We start from the raw sequence: 16530 nt of genomic DNA, 5'->3' as shown, positions 1-16530 counted from the left end.
ACGTGTGATGAAAAAAGCGCGAATGATTGTAGACAAAGAATATAAAATCGGTGAAGTAGATAAACGAATTTATGGCTCGTTTATCGAACATATGGGTCGTGCGGTATATGAAGGCATATACGAGCCTGATCACCCTGAAGCGGATGAAGATGGGTTTAGAAAAGATGTTCAGTCGCTGATCAAAGAATTACAGGTTCCCATCATCCGCTATCCGGGCGGAAACTTTTTATCCGGATACAACTGGGAGGACGGTGTCGGACCAGTCGAAAACCGCCCGAGACGGCTTGACTTGGCATGGCAAACGACAGAAACCAATGAAGTGGGAACAAATGAATTTTTATCTTGGGCAAAAAAGGTGAACACTGAGGTCAATATGGCCGTCAACCTTGGCACAAGAGGCATAGATGCCGCCCGTAATCTCGTTGAATATTGCAACCATCCGAAAGGCTCTTACTGGAGTGATTTAAGAAGATCGCATGGCTATGAACAGCCGTATGGCATCAAAACATGGTGCTTAGGAAACGAAATGGATGGACCGTGGCAGATCGGCCACAAAACAGCTGATGAATACGGACGGCTAGCCGCAGAGACGGCAAAGGTCATGAAATGGGTTGATCCATCAATTGAACTTGTTGCCTGCGGCAGCTCAAACAGCGGCATGCCGACCTTTATCGATTGGGAAGCGAAGGTGCTGGAGCATACGTACGAGCATGTTGACTATATCTCTCTTCACACCTACTACGGAAACCGGGATAACAATCTGCCAAACTACTTGGCCCGTTCTATGGATCTGGATCATTTTATCAAATCAGTCGCTGCGACCTGTGACTATGTAAAAGCGAAAACACGCAGCAAGAAAACAATCAATCTTTCTCTGGATGAATGGAACGTCTGGTACCACTCAAATGAGGCTGATAAAAAAGTCGAGCCGTGGATCACTGCGCGTCCGATTTTAGAGGATATTTACAATTTTGAAGATGCCTTATTAGTCGGCTCTCTGCTCATTACGATGCTGCAGCACGCAGACCGTGTGAAAATTGCGTGTCTTGCACAGCTTGTCAATGTCATCGCGCCGATCATGACGGAAAAAGGCGGAGAAGCATGGAGACAGCCGATTTTCTATCCATACATGCATGCTTCTGTTTACGGAAGGGGCGAGTCACTGAAACCGCTTATTTCTTCTCCTAAGTACGATTGTTCTGATTTCACTGATGTGCCATATGTTGATGCTGCTGTTGTGTACTCTGAAGAGGAAGAAACCCTCACTATTTTTGCGGTAAACAAGGCTGAGGATCAGATGGAGACGGAGATTTCGCTCAGAGGCTTTGAATCCTACCAAATCGCAGAACACATCGTACTTGAGCATCAGGATATCAAAGCGACAAACCAGCATAACAGAAAAAATGTCGTTCCGCATTCCAACGGATCATCGTCTGTCAGTGAAAATGGCTTAACTGCTCATTTCACGCCGCTTTCCTGGAATGTGATCCGCCTGAAAAAACAGTCATAAGAGAAGCTTGGCCGGAGATTTCTCTCCGGCTCTTGTCTTTCAACTGCCACGAGCCGGCCCGTTCAAGCCGGCTTTTTGTATAGGAAAAAATGACCGCTTTTCACCATGAAATTGTGATATATTTATGAAAAACAGCAAAGGGGATGGGAGAAAATGAATGCGGTTACAATTGTGATAGCATCAATGTGTATTTTGGCTATTGCCTATCGTTTATACGGAACATTTATGATGGTGAAGGTTCTCAAAGTGAATGATGACAAGCCAACACCTGCTCATGCGCTTGAGGATGGGAAAGACTATGTGCCTACAAATAAATGGGTTTCGTTCGGCCACCACTTTGCTGCGATCGCAGCGGCCGGGCCGTTGGTCGGACCCATTCTGGCGGCGCAGTTTGGCTATTTGCCGGGATTATTGTGGCTGTTAATCGGGGCGGTAATTGGGGGAGCCGTCCATGATATTGTGGTGTTGTTTGCATCGATGCGCAAAAACGGAAAATCGCTGTCAGAAGTGGCGAAGGATGAGCTTGGCCCTGTTGCAGGATTTTGTACAGGACTGTCCATGCTGTTTATCATCACGATCACAATGGCGGGCCTGTCGATGGTTGTCTTGCATGCGCTTGAACGTAATCCATGGGGAACATTTGCGGTAGGGATTACGATTCCGATTGCGATGGGTGTGGGCTTATTTTATAAGAAAACGGGAAATTTAAAGCTCGCTTCAACGGTCGGCTTTCTCTTTTTAATGGCAGGAGTCTTTATCGGTCCATGGGTACAGACTACCGCGCTCGGTGACTTTTTAACGCTAGATACGAAAACGCTTGCAATCGCGCTTCCTGTTTATGCGTTTTTTGCGGCTGCGCTTCCCGTTTGGCTGCTTCTTGCTCCGCGTGATTATTTAAGCAGCTTTATGAAAATCGGTGTTTTTATCGCTTTGATTGTTGGTGTGTTTGTCGTCAATCCGTCCATTCCGTTCCCTGCGTTTACAAAATTCGTAAAAGGCGGCGGGCCGGTGCTGGCAGGACCTGTCTGGCCGTTCATCTCAATAACCATTGCCTGCGGGGCGATCTCTGGGTTCCATGCCTTTGTCGGTTCAGGAACGACACCGAAAATGCTGAATAAATGGAGTGATATGAAGCCGGTTGCGTTTGGCGCAATGCTTGTTGAGTGTCTTGTCGGCATCATGGCGCTGATTGCAGCGACCGCTTTACAGCCTGCTGATTACTTTGCGATTAACAGCACGCCTGAGGTTTTCCGTACGCTTGGCATGAATATCGTACATTTGCCTGAATTGAGCAGGGAAATCGGTCTGGACTTAGAAGGAAGAACAGGGGGAGCCGTCACACTTGCGGTGGGAATGACTTATATTTTTACCGGAATGCCGTTTTTCAGCCATTTGGCCTCATACTTTTTCCAATTTGTCATTATGTTTGAAGCGGTATTTATTTTAACAGCGATTGACGCCGGCACACGCGTTGCCCGTTATTTGATCCAGGATTTCTTCGGGGAGGTGTATAAACCGCTGAAGAAAACAGACTGGATTCCGGGCTCTGTATTTGCCAGCGCGCTTGCCTGTTTGATGTGGGGGTACTTGCTGTATTCAGGAGATATCGGTTCCATTTGGGCGCTGTTCGGCGTTTCTAATCAGCTGATGGCTTCAGTGGGGCTGATTATCGGAGCGACCATCGTGCTGAAAATCGCTGATAAACGCCGGTACATTCTGACTTGCCTTATCCCGCTTGCCTATTTATATGTCACTGTCAATTATGCGGGCTATTGGATGGTGCGCAATGTGTATCTCAATCCTGAAGCAGCAGGATATAGTGTATTGAATGGCGTATTATCTATCATCATGCTGGTGTTAGGCTTCATCATTATCGTGGCGGCTGTGAAAAAATGGGCGCAGATGTGGAAAGATCCGAGCTTAAGGATGGAAGCGTCTATACCGGGCTAGAAGGACTATTGAAAATGCTGAGGGGGGTTGGCAATGAATCTATCAATGAAATATCTTATTCTATACGTATCGGACAGCAAGCGGGCTATTCATTTTTACCGGGATATTTTAGGACTGCCGATTCGTGCTGAACACGGAACGTATATCGAATTTGATACAGGGTCTACGATATTGGCGCTTAATACGCGGAAAGCGCCAGAGACATCACGGCGCTGGACATTCCGGATACATCTGCTTCAAACACATTTGAAATCGGGTTTGTTACTGAAAATGTAGAAGCGGTCATCAAAAGGATGAGAGAACAAGGCGTCTCGATTATCGGGGAGCCGAAAGTGAAACCATGGGGGCAGACGGTCGCCTATATCGCTGATCCGGATGGACATTATATCGAAATTTGCAGTCCGATGGAATAACGCACAAAAGCCCAAAACAATTTCTGTTTTGGGCTTTCTCATGATGTTTTGTGCCCGGCTGCTTCCAATAGCAGATCAGCCAGGTGAACGGCTCTGACTTTACCGCTTAGTCCTTCGCGTTCAATCCCGAGCTTCATCTGCAGCAGGCAGCCGGGATTTGCTGTTACAATGAGGATCGCTTCGGTTGCTTTGACGGCAGCCATTTTGCTGTCCAGTATTTTCATAGACATTTCAGCTTCGACGATGTTGTAAATTCCCGCTGACCCGCAGCAGCTGTCTGCTTTCTCCATTTCTTTGAATTCCGCCCCTTTGATGCTTTTAAGAAGCTGGCGGGGCTCAAGCGACGTATGCATTACATTTCTTAGGTGGCATGAATCTTGGTAGGTAACGACCTGAGGTGTCTCGAGCGCTAAGTCCATTTGATGGAAATCGAGTTCAACCAAAACGGAAGAAAAATCCTTCAGCTTTTGAACAAAAGCGGCGGCTCGCTCCGACCATTCCGGGTCATCCTTCAGCAAATGATCATATTCGGTAAGAAAGGCTCCGCATCCTCCTGCGTTTGTAATGACTGCATCCACGTCTAATGCTTCGAAAGCAGCGATATTTTGTTTCGCGAGCTCTTTCCCTGTGTTTTTTTCACCGCTGTGTCCATGAAGCGCCCCGCAGCAAGCCTGTTCAGGCGGAATGACAATGTCGCAGCCTGCCAGCTGTAAAAGCTTCAATGTGGCGTTATTGGTCGGTAAAAACATTGTATCCATTAAGCAGCCGGAAAAAAAGGCAACCCGCTTTTTCATGGGGCCAATGGACGGCAGGAAACGCGGCCGATGTTTCATGTCTTTGCTTTTAGGAACATCAGGAAGAACGGCTTCCATCGTTCGCAAATGCTCAGGCAGGACCCGAAGCATGCCTGATTTTCGCACAGCGGTTTGCAGTCCTGACCGCTGATACAAACCGATAAGGCTTACAGCTGATCGCATGCGGTTTTGGTGCGGAAACAGCTCGTGAAAAGCCGTCTTTCGCATGACACGTGCGCCGAGCGAGTGTTTTTTGTTTTGGTGGATAATATCTCTGGCTTCCTCAAGCAGCTGTCCGTATTTCACGCCTGACGGGCATACAGGTTCACAGGCGCGGCAGCCGAGGCAAAGTGACAGCGACCGTTCGACATCTTCATCCGGTTCAATCATACCGTCGGCTACGGCTTTCATTAAGGCGATACGCCCACGTGGAGAGTGTGTTTCCTGAAATCCCGATACGATATAGGTCGGACAGGAAGGAAGACAGAAGCCGCAGCGCATACAATTCAAAAGCTCGCCTTCATCCATGCGTTCTTTAAACTCATTTTGGATCTGTTTCATTTCTTTTTCTGTTGTCATCTTTCCGCCACCACACGTTTTCTGGCATCTTTCGCAAACACTTTGCCCGGATTTAATATGTTCCGGGGGTCAAATGCCGCTTTCAGCGCTTTCATCGCATCAATGCCTTCTTTTTTCAGCTTCATTTCCAAGTAAGGCGCTTTCATTGCCCCGACTCCGTGCTCTCCGGTTATCGTGCCGCCAAGTTCAATCGCTTTCTCAAAAATCTCGGCAAAAGCCTGTTCGACACGTTCCATTTCATCCTCATTTCTTATGTCTGTCGTGCATGTCGGGTGAAGGTTCCCGTCTCCCGCATGGCCAAAGGTGCAGATGGAAATATCATATTTAGCAGCAATATGATTAATCGCTTTAACCATATTGGCGATTTCTGAGCGAGGAACGGTCGCATCCTCTAAAATCGTCGTCGGCTTGAGACGGGCAAGGGCAGAAAGTGCAGAGCGCCGTGCTTCAGTTAGGGCGAATGCTTCCTCCTCCGTTTGTGCGGTCTGAACGGAAACGGCCTCGCCTTTTTTGCAAATCGCCTCAATCTTTTCCATATCCCGTGCCACGATTTCAAGCGGTCCGTCTTGCTCAATTAATAGAACCGCCTTTGCGTTTGTCGGCAGTCCGATTTTGGCATAATCCTCAATCACCAATAGTGTAGGCTGGTCGAGAAATTCAAGCGTGGCGGGTATGATTTTTGCGGCAATGATGTCTGATACCGTTTGAGCAGCGGCATCGATATTTTCATATAGGGCAAGCAGCGTCTTTTTTGTTTCAGGCTTTGGAACGAGCTTGACGATTGCCTCTGTCACAATGCCCAGTGTCCCTTCTGAGCCGACAAAAAGACGTGTGAGATCGTATCCGGCCACATCCTTCGCGAGTTTTCCCCCGGTGCGGATGATGTCACCATTTGCGAGCACAACCTCCAGTCCAATAACATAGTCGCGGGTGACGCCGTATTTTAATCCGCGGAGCCCGCCGGAATTTTCATTGATGTTTCCGCCCATGGTTGATATTTTCATAGAACTCGGGTCAGGCGGATAAAACAAACCCTTGTTTTCAACCGCGCGGATCATATCCAGCGTAATGACGCCCGGCTGAACTGTGGCAGTTAAATTTTCTTCATCAATCTCAAGAATCTGGTTCATGTGCTTAAAGAGAAGCACAAGTCCGCCTTCAGTCGGGCACGTGCCGCCGCACAGGTTTGTCCCTGATCCTCTTGGAACGATCGGCACTCGATGTTCGCTGCAAATTGTTAAAATGCGTGATACTTCATCAGTATTCCTCGGAGCAATCACGGCATCAGGCATAGACTGATACTGAGGCGTCGCATCATATGAATAGACGAGACGGCCGGCAGTCGAGTCATCAAAGTTTTCTGGTCCGGAGACCCGAATCAGCTGCTCCTTTACATCCTTGGTGATCATTTTACCCATCCCCCTGTCAAAAAACGCTTTCAATCTATTGTAAAAGAAAAAAAGCAAAGCCTTCCATGGAGAAACATACAAAAAATGAAACTGAAACTCTCTCTATTTTGTGTCTTGCTCTAAAAAATAGAGGGCGACGTACATCGTGACGATGTCCTCGGTACGGTCAAAACGTAAACCCGTCAGCTGTTCAGCCTTAGCCAGACGATATCGCAATGTATTGATATGAATATGCATATCTTCTGCGGTTTGTTTCAAAGACAAATCGAGATGAAAGAAAGTCCGTAACGTATTCATAAGTTCCTGATGCTCTAGCGCCTCTCCTAATACTCTTTGCGGAAATTCGTTTCGGGTTCCCGGGCTGATCTCCGTTAGACACATATCAAGCTTCAGATCCTCTTCAAATATGGGCGTTTTTCGCTTAAGGCTGACAGCCAGCGCTTTTTCCGCTTGCTCGTATGAATCTGTCAGGCTGGAGCTTGCGACGGCCCTTCCGGCGCCAGCTGCTGTATATTGGCTGCTTGCGGTATTGGCAAACGAACAAATGTGAAGGATCTTCCGTAAAAGCTGATCCCTTTGTTCATGCTGCGGCACTTCATGATTAATCAAAATCCGTTCATTTCCCCACCTGATGAACAAATCCGCAGGGTACGAGGATTTCCAGCTGCGTGCCATTTGTTCAATATCATGACGTGACCACTCATACCCCTGAATCAGAATCATTTGGCGCCGGGAGGAAAGGTCAACACCAAGAAGCTGAGCTTTCTCAAGAAAACTGGGAGACCACTCCTTTAATTGCAGCCAATCGATCATAAAGGACTCCAGCATTCTCTCACGCCACTGGGATTGCTCTAAATGCCGCGATTCCTTAATGAACAGCTCTGTCATTTTTCGAAGCAGTTCTCCGAATGGCTGAATCTCTGCAGGCTCACCTGTCAGCCCGAAGACGGCGATCACATCATGGTCAAAAAATACAGGGAGGTTTATGCCTGCTTTCACTCCTTTTAACCTTGTTTCATCTTCTCTTGTAATAATCACGCTGCGTCTTTCTTTTGCGCAGATAAGCGCTCCCTCATGAAATTGTCCGACACGCTCATCGTTTGTGCCTGCCATAATAAGACCGTCCGTGTTTACAATAATGACTTCACGTTCGTACATTTTTTTAACTTCAGCAATAATTTTTTTCGCTAATAACGGCTGTAAAAACATGGCGTTCCCCCTCATCATGTTTTTATTATATAAGAAAAAAACCGGGCGCTGTCACCCGGTTTCATGTCTTATTCGGCGGGTTTTAATCCGTCTTCAAGCGTTTTCAGCATTTCGTTTTTCTCACTTTCAGATGCGTGCTGCCAAATGACTTCGAATAAAACGCCGAGCCCTGGAAGCATTTTTTCTTCACCGCTTTGAATCGCATCTACGATTGTATGCTCAAGCTGCTCCTGATTATTGCCGGTGACATTGGAGATGACGGCATGACGTAAATTAAGATCCATGTAAAACGCTCCTTTTTCTAAAATGTAATACGTATATTCTAACCCTGCACCTGGTTTATTATGTGCTGTTCTTGCGATATAATAACATCATGTTAAAAAAAGGAGCGCCACATAGACAGTGAAACAAATAGAATCGGCAAAAAACCAAAAAGTGAAGGATTGGAAAAAGCTTCACACAAAAAAAGAACGAACAAAAACAAATACATTTCTGATAGAGGGAGAACACCTCGTTGAAGAGGCGTTGAAAAGCCCGGGCATTGTGAAAGAAATCCTTGTAAAGGATGAAACGAAGATTCCTTCAGATCTTGAGACTGGTATCCAGTGCTATACGCTGAGTGAAGATGCGTTTTCAGCTGTGACTGAAACCGAAACGCCGCAGCAGATTGCCGCTGTGTGCCATATGCCTGAAGAAAAGCTGGCAACGGCACGCAAGGTGCTGCTGATTGACGCTGTTCAAGATCCGGGAAACCTTGGCACAATGATTCGAACGGCTGATGCGGCCGGTTTGGATGCGGTTGTACTCGGTGACGGCACGGCGGACGCCTTTAACGGAAAAACACTGCGATCTGCTCAAGGATCTCACTTCCATATTCCTGTTGTGAGAAGAAACCTGCCTTCATATGTGGACGAATTGAAGGCAGAGGGCGTAAAAGTATACGGCACGGCGCTGCAAAACGGAGCGCCTTATCAGGAGATTCCTCAGTCTGAATCCTTTGCGCTCATTGTAGGAAATGAAGGTGCAGGGGTGGATGCTGCATTGCTGGAAAAAACGGATTTGAACCTATACGTGCCGCTTTACGGACAGGCTGAATCACTAAACGTTGCGGTTGCGGCTGCCATCCTCGTGTATCACTTGCGAGGATAGTGTTGCGCCAAGCGTTGGATTTCTCTATAATAGAACATAATATTTCAAAAACCGTGACAGAGGACCTCAATTTCTGATCAACTGCTTTCCAGGGAGAAAATGCCGCTGACTGAGAGCATTTTTAACGCAGCCGGAAATTGGCTTCACCTCTTGAGTTGTCGCCGGGACCGCGTACACTGCGCGTAAAGGTGAACCGGAATCTGATTCCGTTATGTCAATGAAGCTGACGACAGCATCAGTCTGTCTGAAATAAGGGTGGTACCGCGGCCACAACTCGTCCCTTGTACAAGGGACGGGTTTTTTTTATTTTCCAAAGACATATGACGGTTTGTTTACATAAAAGGAGGATGCAAAATGGAAGAAAAGCTAAAACAGCTGGAACAAGAAGCTTTAGAACAAGTAGAAGCGGCAAGCTCATTGAAGGTTGTCAATGATATTCGGGTGCAATATCTCGGAAAAAAAGGGCCGATTACAGAAGTGCTGCGCGGAATGGGCAAGCTTTCTGCTGAGGAACGTCCAAAAATGGGGGCGCTCGCGAACGAAGTAAGGGAGCGTATTGCCAATGCGATTGCTGACAAAAACGAGAAGCTTGAAGAAGAGGAAATGAAGCAGAAGCTTGCAGGACAGACAATTGACGTCACGCTGCCGGGGAACCCTGTTGCAGTCGGCGGCCGCCATCCGCTCACTGTTGTCATTGAAGAAATTGAAGATTTATTTATCGGTATGGGCTACACAGTCGAGGAAGGGCCAGAGGTTGAAACGGATTACTACAACTTCGAATCGCTCAATCTTCCGAAAGAACACCCTGCGCGCGATATGCAGGACAGCTTTTACATCACAGAGGAGACTTTGATGAGAACGCAAACTTCTCCTGTCCAAACACGGACGATGGAAAAGCATGAAGGCAAAGGTCCCGTTAAAATCATTTGCCCGGGTAAAGTATATCGCCGTGATAACGATGATGCGACGCACTCTCACCAATTTATGCAAATTGAAGGGCTTGTCGTTGACAAAAACATCAGCATGAGTGATTTAAAAGGAACGCTTGAACTCGTTGCGAAAAAAATGTTCGGGCAAGACCGTGAAATCAGACTCCGCCCAAGCTTCTTCCCGTTTACTGAGCCTTCAGTAGAAGTGGATGTGACATGCTTTAAATGCGGTGGAAACGGCTGCTCAGTATGTAAAGGAACAGGCTGGATTGAAATCCTCGGTGCCGGAATGGTTCACCCGAACGTGCTTAAAATGGCTGGCTTTGATCCGAAGGAATATCAGGGCTTCGCATTCGGAATGGGTGTTGAGCGCATCGCCATGCTGAAATACGGCATTGATGATATCCGCCACTTCTATACAAACGATGTCAGATTTATTTCGCAGTTTAAACAGGCGTAAGAGGAGGATGCAAGGATGTTTGTTTCTTATAAATGGTTAGAGGATTATGTTGATTTAAAAGGCATGGACCCGGCTGTTCTTGCTGAAAAAATTACAAGAGCCGGTATTGAGGTTGAAGGAATTGAATACAAAGGAGAAGGCATCAAAGGCGTTGTCATCGGCCATGTGCTGGAGCGCGAGCAGCACCCGAATGCTGATAAGCTGAATAAGTGCCTTGTGGATATCGGTGCTGAAGCCCCTGTACAAATCATTTGCGGCGCGCCGAATGTGGATAAGGGACAAAAAGTCGCGGTTGCAACTGTCGGAGCGGTGCTGCCGGGCAATTTCAAAATCAAAAAAGCCAAGCTTCGCGGTGAAGAATCAAATGGCATGATCTGTTCCTTACAGGAGCTTGGTATCGAAAGCAAACTTGTGGCGAAGGAGTATGCAGAAGGCATTTTCGTATTCCCTAATGACGCTGAAACAGGAAGCGATGCCTTAGCGGCTTTACAGCTTGACGATGCGATTCTTGAGCTGGGTTTAACGCCAAACCGCGCGGATGCCATGAACATGCTTGGTGTTGCTTACGAGGTTGCCGCGATTTTAGACACTGAGGTAAAGCTTCCGCAAACGGATTACCCGGCTGCTTCAGAACAAGCGTCTGATTACATTGCAGTCAAAATTGAAGATCAAGAAGCGAACCCGCTGTACACTGCAAAAATCATTAAAAATGTCACGATTGCTCCATCACCGCTTTGGATGCAGACAAAGCTGATGAATGCAGGCATTCGTCCGCACAACAACGTCGTTGACATCACAAATTTTGTCCTGTTGGAATACGGACAGCCGCTTCATGCGTTTGATTATGACAGATTTGGCTCTAAGGAAGTCGTAGTAAGAAAAGCAGCTGAGAATGAAATGCTCGTCACTCTTGATGATCAAGAACGTAAGCTGTCCGCCGATCACCTTGTCATTACAAACGGAACGAAAGCGCAGGCTGTTGCGGGTGTCATGGGAGGAGCAGAGTCAGAGGTTCAGGAAGATACGAAAACGATTTTGCTTGAGGCTGCGTATTTCAATGGGCAGACGGTTCGCAAGGCTTCCAAAGACCTTGGTTTGAGAAGTGAATCAAGCGTAAGATTTGAAAAAGGAATTGATCCGGCGCGCGTACGTCTTGCAGCAGAACGGGCTGCGCAGCTGATCCATCTGTATGCCGGCGGTGAGGTGCTTGCTGGAACAGTTGAGGAAGATCACCTGACAATCGAAGCAAATAACATTCACGTATCTGCTGACAAAGTGAGCAGCGTTCTAGGCCTGACGATCAGTAAAGAAGAACTGATCAGCATTTATAAACGTCTCGGTTTTACGGTCGGTGAAGCGGGTGAACTTCTCGTTGTGACTGTCCCATCACGCCGCGGCGACATTACAATAGAAGAGGATTTAATCGAAGAAGCGGCAAGACTGTACGGCTACGATAACATTCCGTCTACGCTTCCTGAGACAGCGGGAACTACAGGCGGATTAACGCCATACCAGGCAAAACGCCGTAAAGTCAGACGCTTCCTTGAAGGCGCAGGCTTATCACAAGCCATCACTTACTCACTGACAAATGAGAAGAAAGCGGCAGCGTTTGCGATTGAAAAATCACTGAATACTGTGCTTGCGCTTCCAATGAGTGAAGAAAGAAGCATTCTCAGACACAGTCTTGTTCCGAATCTGCTTGATTCTGTTTCTTACAACCTCGCGAGGCAGACTGACTCAGTTGCACTGTACGAAGTCGGCTCCGTTTTCCTGACGAAGGAAGAGGACACAAAACCTGTTGAAACAGAACGCGTAGCAGGAGCTGTTACCGGATTATGGCGCAAGCAGCTATGGCAGGGTGAAAAGAAACCAGTTGATTTCTTTGTTGTCAAAGGAATTGTGGAAGGGCTGTTAGACAAACTCAACGTCCTAGACAGCATTGAATTTGTACAGTCAGAACGCAAACAGCTGCATCCGGGCAGAACAGCGAACATTTTATTAAATGGTTCTCTGATCGGCTTCATTGGCCAAGTCCATCCTTCATTGGAAAAAGAACTGGATATAAAGGAAACATACGTATTTGAGCTCGATCTTCATGCGTTGCTCGCAGCAGAAACAGCACCGCTTGTTTACAAGGCGATTCCGAAATATCCGTCTGTGACACGTGATATCGCCCTTGTAACAGATAAAACCGTCACAAGCGGCCAGCTTGAGAGCGTCATTAAAGAGGCTGGCGGCAAGCTTCTGAAAGAGGTAACCGTCTTTGACGTATACGAAGGCGAACATATGGAGGAAGGCAAGAAGTCAGTCGCTTTCTCACTCCAGTATGTCAACCCTGAACAAACACTGACTGAAGAAGAAGTGACAAAGGCGCACAGCAAAGTGCTGAAAGCGTTAGAAGACACATATCAAGCTGTTTTAAGAGGCTGATAAAAAAGCTTGCAGAGAAATCTGCAAGCTTTTTTCTATGAACGTTTTTTATCAGCAAGGCGCTGCGCTTTTTGCGTATTGGCGAAATGGAGTTTTGTAAAGGTTCTGAGTGCAGATGCCCCTTTTTTGAGGATCAGCTTGGCGGCCGCTTCATCGACGTGAGGACCGGCCCCTTTTGGAAGCGTCATTCCTGCCTCGCGTGATAGTTTATCCATTTCCATTAAAAACGAATATCTTGCAATGATTGAAGCAGCGGCGACAGCCAGGTGAATACCTTCAGCTTTTGTGCTAAAATAGGTCCGCTCCTTCACAATGTCTCTGCCCTTTAAATGATTGAAGTAGACGCCTGGCTCAGCGAATTGGTCAATCAAAATGGCTTCAGGCTTTACTCCATCCAATTTTCTTAATAAATGGGTGATCGCCTGATTGTGCAGCAAAGCTTTCATTTTCCCTTGGCTCATGCCTTTTTCCTGCATGCTGTTATACTTTTCATTTTTTAAAACCAGCAGGCTATATGGAATAGTTTTGATCAGGTTTCGGGCAATCTCGATGATTTGCGGATCTTTTAAATCTTTAGAATCCTTAACACCGAGTTCCTTCATTAAAGGAAGCATGGTTTTGTCGACGTACGCGCATACAACCGTCATTGGGCCAAAGTAATCTCCGGTTCCGACTTCGTCAGAACCGATAACAGACATTCCGGCGATATCTGCCGGAGGGGCATAGCGGGGATCAGCCGGCTTTTTGGCCATTTTCTTCTTTTCCGGCTCTGCTGTTCCCCAGCGCGCGGATTCTGCCGCTGCGTTTTTGCCTTGAAACAAGACCTTGCCTGATTTATATGCTGTAATGGTACAGCCGGGCGGTTTCGCCTGAAAAACGGCTCCCTGCGGAACAGAGGCTGTAAGCGAACCGCTGTATGTCATTTTCATTTGGTCAATAGCAGACAACGATACTTTTATCACTGAATGGGACACGTAATAATCTCCTTTTTTTACACTTTTCGCTGTATATACCAGTGTATCATAACAGCGGGAGGCTCGTCTTTCCATTCATTTAATAAACGTGTTATGATAAGAACTAGGATTCTCGCGGAATGGAGGAGAAACGTTGTCTGACGGCAAAAAAACAAAAACAACCGTTGACATTTACGGCCAGCACTTCACGATTGTCGGTGAAGAAAGCAGAGCCCATATGAGGTATGTCGCCGGAATTGTTGATGATAAAATGAGAGAAATCAATGAAAAAAATCCATACCTTGATATAAATAAACTTGCAGTGCTGACAGCGGTAAATGTGGTGCACGATTATGTCAAATTACAAGAGAAATGTGAAAAACTGGAGCGTCAGCTTAAAGAAAAGGATTGAACAACTATGCTAGATATCATCATCTTAATCTTGCTCCTGATGGGGACTTTACTGGGGTTAAAACGCGGTTTTATCCTGCAGTTTATCCGCTTGACGAGCTTTATTTTATCAATTGCCTTTGCGGCTTTATTCTATAAAAACGTGGCACCGCATTTACATTGGATTCCCGCACCCGATTTTTCAGCGGGACAGCCGGCTCTTTCTTTTTTTACGGGGAATTTGGAAGCAGCGTACTATAATGCGATTGCGTTTATCGTTTTATTTATCATTGCTAAAATCTTACTGAGAATCATCGGCTCGTTCCTGAGTATTGTAGCCGGCATTCCGGTGATTAAACAAATCAACCAGATGCTGGGCGCCGTTCTCGGTTTTCTAGAAGTCTATTTATTTACATTTGTGCTGCTGTATGTCGCATCCGTTCTGCCGGTAGATGCACTGCAGCAAATGATGGGGCAATCGTCCCTCGCAAATGTGATCATTAACCATACACCATACTTGTCAGGGCTCCTACAAGAGCTGTGGACACAGTACGGGGCATAAAAAAACTTCTCTTGTCCGGAGAAGTTTTTTTCAAGTATGATGGAAACATATGTGAACGTCTGGGGGTTATGATATGCATAAAAAAGATATTATCCGGCTGCTTGAAACCATTGCAGTCTATATGGAACTAAAAGGGGACAACCCGTTTAAAGTATCCGCCTTCCGAAAAGCGGCGGCAGCCCTGGAACAGGACGACCGAAGCTTATCAGAAATGGACGATATGATGTCGCTGTCCGGCATTGGAAAAGGAACGTACAGCGTCATTAAAGAGTATATAGATGAAGGAAAGTCAAGCACGCTCGAATCGCTGCAGAAAGAAGTGCCGGAAGGACTCGTGCCTTTATTGAAGCTGCCGGGCCTCGGCGGCAAAAAAATCGCAAAGCTATATAAAGAGCTCGGCGTACATGATGCAGAATCTCTGAAGGAAGCCTGTGAACAGCAAAAGGTGCAAGGTCTTGCGGGCTTCGGCAAAAAATCGGAAGAAAAAATATTACAGGCGCTCGGGGAAGCCGGAAAACAGCCTGAACGGTTCCCGATCGGATACGCCCTCCGGATCGCGCGGGAAATTGAGGAGCATCTTTCTCAATTTACGCATATCATCAAATTTTCTCGTGCCGGAAGTCTCCGCAGAGCGCGGGAAACGGTGAAGGATCTGGATTATATCATTGCTACAGATCATCCGGCTGAAGTAAGAGAGCAGCTTCTTGAGCTGCCAAACATCAAAAGCGTGATCGCAAGCGGAGATACGAAGGTGTCCGTCATCCTTTCCTTTGAATATGAAACAAGCGTCGATTTCCGTCTTGTGACGGAAGAGCAGTTTCCGACAACACTCCATCATTTTACGGGTTCAAAGGATCACAATATTAAGATGCGCCAAATCGCCAAAGAACGCGGCGAGCGGATCAGTGAATACGGCGTTGAGACAGTTGAAACCGGAGAGATCAAAACATTTCCGAGTGAACGTGAATTTTATGCGCACTTCGGCCTGCCGCTGATTCCGCCGGAAATTCGTGAAAGCGGACAGGAAGTGGAAACTTACAGCGACAGCATTGAACTGATAGAGATCGGGCAAATCAAAGGTGATCTCCACATGCACTCAACGTGGAGCGATGGCGCATTTTCGATCAGAGAGATGGCTGAAGCCTGCATCAAAAAAGGCTATCAATACATGGCGATCACCGATCACTCACAATTTTTAAAGGTCGCCAACGGGCTTACTGCAGAAAGACTTAAGCAGCAGGCAAAAGAAATTGACGCGCTGAATGCAGAGTTTGAAAACTTCCGTATTTTGAAAGGCGTTGAGATGGATATCCTGCCTGACGGTACGCTCGATTATGATGACGATGTGCTTGCGGAAATGGATATCGTTATTGCATCGATTCATTCCAGTTTTAATCAGCCGGAACACGTGATTATGAAACGGCTTGAGACGGCACTGACAAACAAGCATGTTGACATTATCGCACACCCGACCGGGCGCCTTATCGGCAGACGGGCCGGTTACGAAATCGATATTGATCAGCTGATTGAGCTTGCGAGGAAAACAAATACGGCGCTTGAACTCAACGCCAACCCTGCGCGCCTTGATCTGCGCACAGAGCATTTAATGAAAGCAAACGAACAAGGGGTTACATTGGTGATTAATACTGATGCCCATAATATTGAGATGTTAGACGATATGAAAACTGGCGTTACTGCCGCGCGCAAAGGATGGACGGAAACGAAAAACGTTCTGAATGCCCGGTCGCTTAAAGACGTAGAGGCATTTCTGAAGCGCAACGATTAAGTAAGGA

General features: G+C 46.9%; 15 protein-coding genes and 1 pseudogene. 10 read left to right on the top strand and 6 right to left on the bottom strand.

All coding sequences use genetic code 11. The features are described 5' to 3' along the window. The first annotated feature begins 7 nt into the window (after nucleotides 1-7). The 4 genes and pseudogenes from abfA (at nucleotide 8) to NYE49_RS14505 (ending at nucleotide 3873) form a co-directional block, all read left to right on the top strand. Nucleotides 8-1510 carry an alpha-L-arabinofuranosidase AbfA gene (gene abfA, locus NYE49_RS14520; protein ID WP_004398747.1) on the top strand — a complete coding sequence of 501 codons (1503 nt, stop codon included), beginning with the start codon at nucleotides 8-10 and terminating at the stop codon, nucleotides 1508-1510. A gap of 153 nt (nucleotides 1511-1663) precedes the next feature. After that, nucleotides 1664-3460, top strand: a complete 1797-nt coding sequence (gene cstA, locus NYE49_RS14515) for a carbon starvation protein CstA (protein WP_047182997.1) — start codon at nucleotides 1664-1666, stop codon at nucleotides 3458-3460. Next, nucleotides 3403-3591: a hypothetical protein gene (locus tag NYE49_RS14510; protein ID WP_100506469.1), complete on the top strand. Its 189-nt coding sequence runs from the start codon at nucleotides 3403-3405 to the stop codon at nucleotides 3589-3591. The genes cstA and NYE49_RS14510 overlap by 58 nt, the downstream gene beginning before the upstream one ends. Further along, a pseudogene (locus NYE49_RS14505) lies at nucleotides 3506-3873 on the top strand (VOC family protein). The gene NYE49_RS14510 and the pseudogene NYE49_RS14505 overlap by 86 nt, the downstream one beginning before the upstream one ends. 38 nt (nucleotides 3874-3911) lie before the next feature. Here the strand turns inward: NYE49_RS14505 and NYE49_RS14500 are convergent. The 4 genes from NYE49_RS14500 to sspI all read right to left on the bottom strand — a co-directional run bounded on the left by NYE49_RS14500 (nucleotide 3912) and on the right by sspI (nucleotide 8148). Further along, entirely contained in the window at nucleotides 3912-5246 is a 1335-nt protein-coding gene (locus NYE49_RS14500; protein ID WP_047182996.1) for a (Fe-S)-binding protein, read from the bottom strand. Beyond that, a complete protein-coding gene (gene glcD, locus NYE49_RS14495) occupies nucleotides 5243-6655 on the bottom strand; it encodes a glycolate oxidase subunit GlcD (protein ID WP_047182995.1) in 1413 nt (470 codons plus the stop codon). Before glcD ends, NYE49_RS14500 begins: the two co-directional genes overlap by 4 nt. Before the next feature lie 102 nt (nucleotides 6656-6757). Continuing rightward, entirely contained in the window at nucleotides 6758-7864 is a 1107-nt protein-coding gene (locus NYE49_RS14490) for a CdaR family transcriptional regulator (RefSeq protein ID WP_047182994.1), read from the bottom strand. A 68-nt stretch (nucleotides 7865-7932) separates the two neighbouring features. Next, on the bottom strand, nucleotides 7933-8148 hold the full coding sequence (gene sspI, locus NYE49_RS14485) for a small acid-soluble spore protein SspI (RefSeq protein ID WP_015384315.1): 216 nt from the start codon (nucleotides 8146-8148) through the stop codon (nucleotides 7933-7935). Nucleotides 8149-8266: 118 nt separating this feature from the next. Here sspI and NYE49_RS14480 point away from each other — a divergent pair, with 118 nt between their 5' ends. Further along, on the top strand, nucleotides 8267-9013 hold the full coding sequence (locus tag NYE49_RS14480) for an RNA methyltransferase (RefSeq protein WP_015384314.1): 747 nt from the start codon (nucleotides 8267-8269) through the stop codon (nucleotides 9011-9013). Nucleotides 9014-9079: 66 nt separating this feature from the next. On the opposite strand, the gene NYE49_RS14475 is transcribed toward NYE49_RS14480, so the two are convergent. Next, a complete protein-coding gene (locus tag NYE49_RS14475; RefSeq protein WP_004398812.1) occupies nucleotides 9080-9286 on the bottom strand; it encodes a hypothetical protein in 207 nt (68 codons plus the stop codon). A gap of 81 nt (nucleotides 9287-9367) precedes the next feature. Between NYE49_RS14475 and pheS the strand changes: the two genes are divergently transcribed. Continuing rightward, nucleotides 9368-10402: a phenylalanine--tRNA ligase subunit alpha gene (gene pheS / locus NYE49_RS14470; protein ID WP_004398818.1), complete on the top strand. Its 1035-nt coding sequence runs from the start codon at nucleotides 9368-9370 to the stop codon at nucleotides 10400-10402. Nucleotides 10403-10417: 15 nt separating this feature from the next. After that, nucleotides 10418-12832 (top strand): phenylalanine--tRNA ligase subunit beta, encoded by a 2415-nt coding sequence (pheT, locus tag NYE49_RS14465; RefSeq protein ID WP_047182993.1) that lies wholly within the window; start codon nucleotides 10418-10420, stop codon nucleotides 12830-12832. Between the two features lie 35 nt (nucleotides 12833-12867). Here pheT and rnhC read toward each other — a convergent pair whose 3' ends face one another. Beyond that, on the bottom strand, nucleotides 12868-13806 hold the full coding sequence (gene rnhC / locus NYE49_RS14460) for a ribonuclease HIII (RefSeq protein WP_014480506.1): 939 nt from the start codon (nucleotides 13804-13806) through the stop codon (nucleotides 12868-12870). 133 nt (nucleotides 13807-13939) lie between these two features. Between rnhC and zapA the strand changes: the two genes are divergently transcribed. From zapA to polX, 3 genes are all read left to right on the top strand, one after another. Next, complete coding sequence (gene zapA / locus NYE49_RS14455; protein ID WP_003229534.1) at nucleotides 13940-14197, top strand: cell division protein ZapA; 258 nt, start codon at nucleotides 13940-13942, stop codon at nucleotides 14195-14197. A gap of 6 nt (nucleotides 14198-14203) precedes the next feature. Further along, the gene (locus NYE49_RS14450; RefSeq protein WP_003229537.1) at nucleotides 14204-14737 is read left to right on the top strand and encodes a CvpA family protein; all 534 of its coding nucleotides are present in this window, start codon (nucleotides 14204-14206) and stop codon (nucleotides 14735-14737) included. 73 nt (nucleotides 14738-14810) lie between these two features. Further along, on the top strand, nucleotides 14811-16523 hold the full coding sequence (gene polX, locus NYE49_RS14445) for a DNA polymerase/3'-5' exonuclease PolX (RefSeq protein WP_047182992.1): 1713 nt from the start codon (nucleotides 14811-14813) through the stop codon (nucleotides 16521-16523). The last annotated feature ends 7 nt before the right edge of the window (nucleotides 16524-16530 follow it).

The sequence above is a fragment of the Bacillus sp. FSL L8-0358 genome, from assembly GCF_038593095.1.
Classification (GTDB): domain Bacteria; phylum Bacillota; class Bacilli; order Bacillales; family Bacillaceae; genus Bacillus; species Bacillus subtilis.
The sequence above is the reverse complement of the archived record's forward strand: the minus strand, read 5'-3'. Positions and strand labels throughout refer to the sequence as shown.

Coding starts and splice junctions, on each gene's coding strand:
- abfA (WP_004398747.1), top strand. CDS start 8: ATGAAAAAAGCGCGAATGATTGTAGACAAAGAATATAAAATCGGTGAA.
- cstA (WP_047182997.1), top strand. CDS start 1,664: ATGAATGCGGTTACAATTGTGATAGCATCAATGTGTATTTTGGCTATT.
- NYE49_RS14510 (WP_100506469.1), top strand. CDS start 3,403: ATGGGCGCAGATGTGGAAAGATCCGAGCTTAAGGATGGAAGCGTCTAT.
- NYE49_RS14500 (WP_047182996.1), bottom strand. CDS start 5,246: ATGACAACAGAAAAAGAAATGAAACAGATCCAAAATGAGTTTAAAGAA.
- glcD (WP_047182995.1), bottom strand. CDS start 6,655: ATGATCACCAAGGATGTAAAGGAGCAGCTGATTCGGGTCTCCGGACCA.
- NYE49_RS14490 (WP_047182994.1), bottom strand. CDS start 7,864: ATGTTTTTACAGCCGTTATTAGCGAAAAAAATTATTGCTGAAGTTAAA.
- sspI (WP_015384315.1), bottom strand. CDS start 8,148: ATGGATCTTAATTTACGTCATGCCGTCATCTCCAATGTCACCGGCAAT.
- pheS (WP_004398818.1), top strand. CDS start 9,368: ATGGAAGAAAAGCTAAAACAGCTGGAACAAGAAGCTTTAGAACAAGTA.
- pheT (WP_047182993.1), top strand. CDS start 10,418: ATGTTTGTTTCTTATAAATGGTTAGAGGATTATGTTGATTTAAAAGGC.
- NYE49_RS14450 (WP_003229537.1), top strand. CDS start 14,204: ATGCTAGATATCATCATCTTAATCTTGCTCCTGATGGGGACTTTACTG.
- polX (WP_047182992.1), top strand. CDS start 14,811: ATGCATAAAAAAGATATTATCCGGCTGCTTGAAACCATTGCAGTCTAT.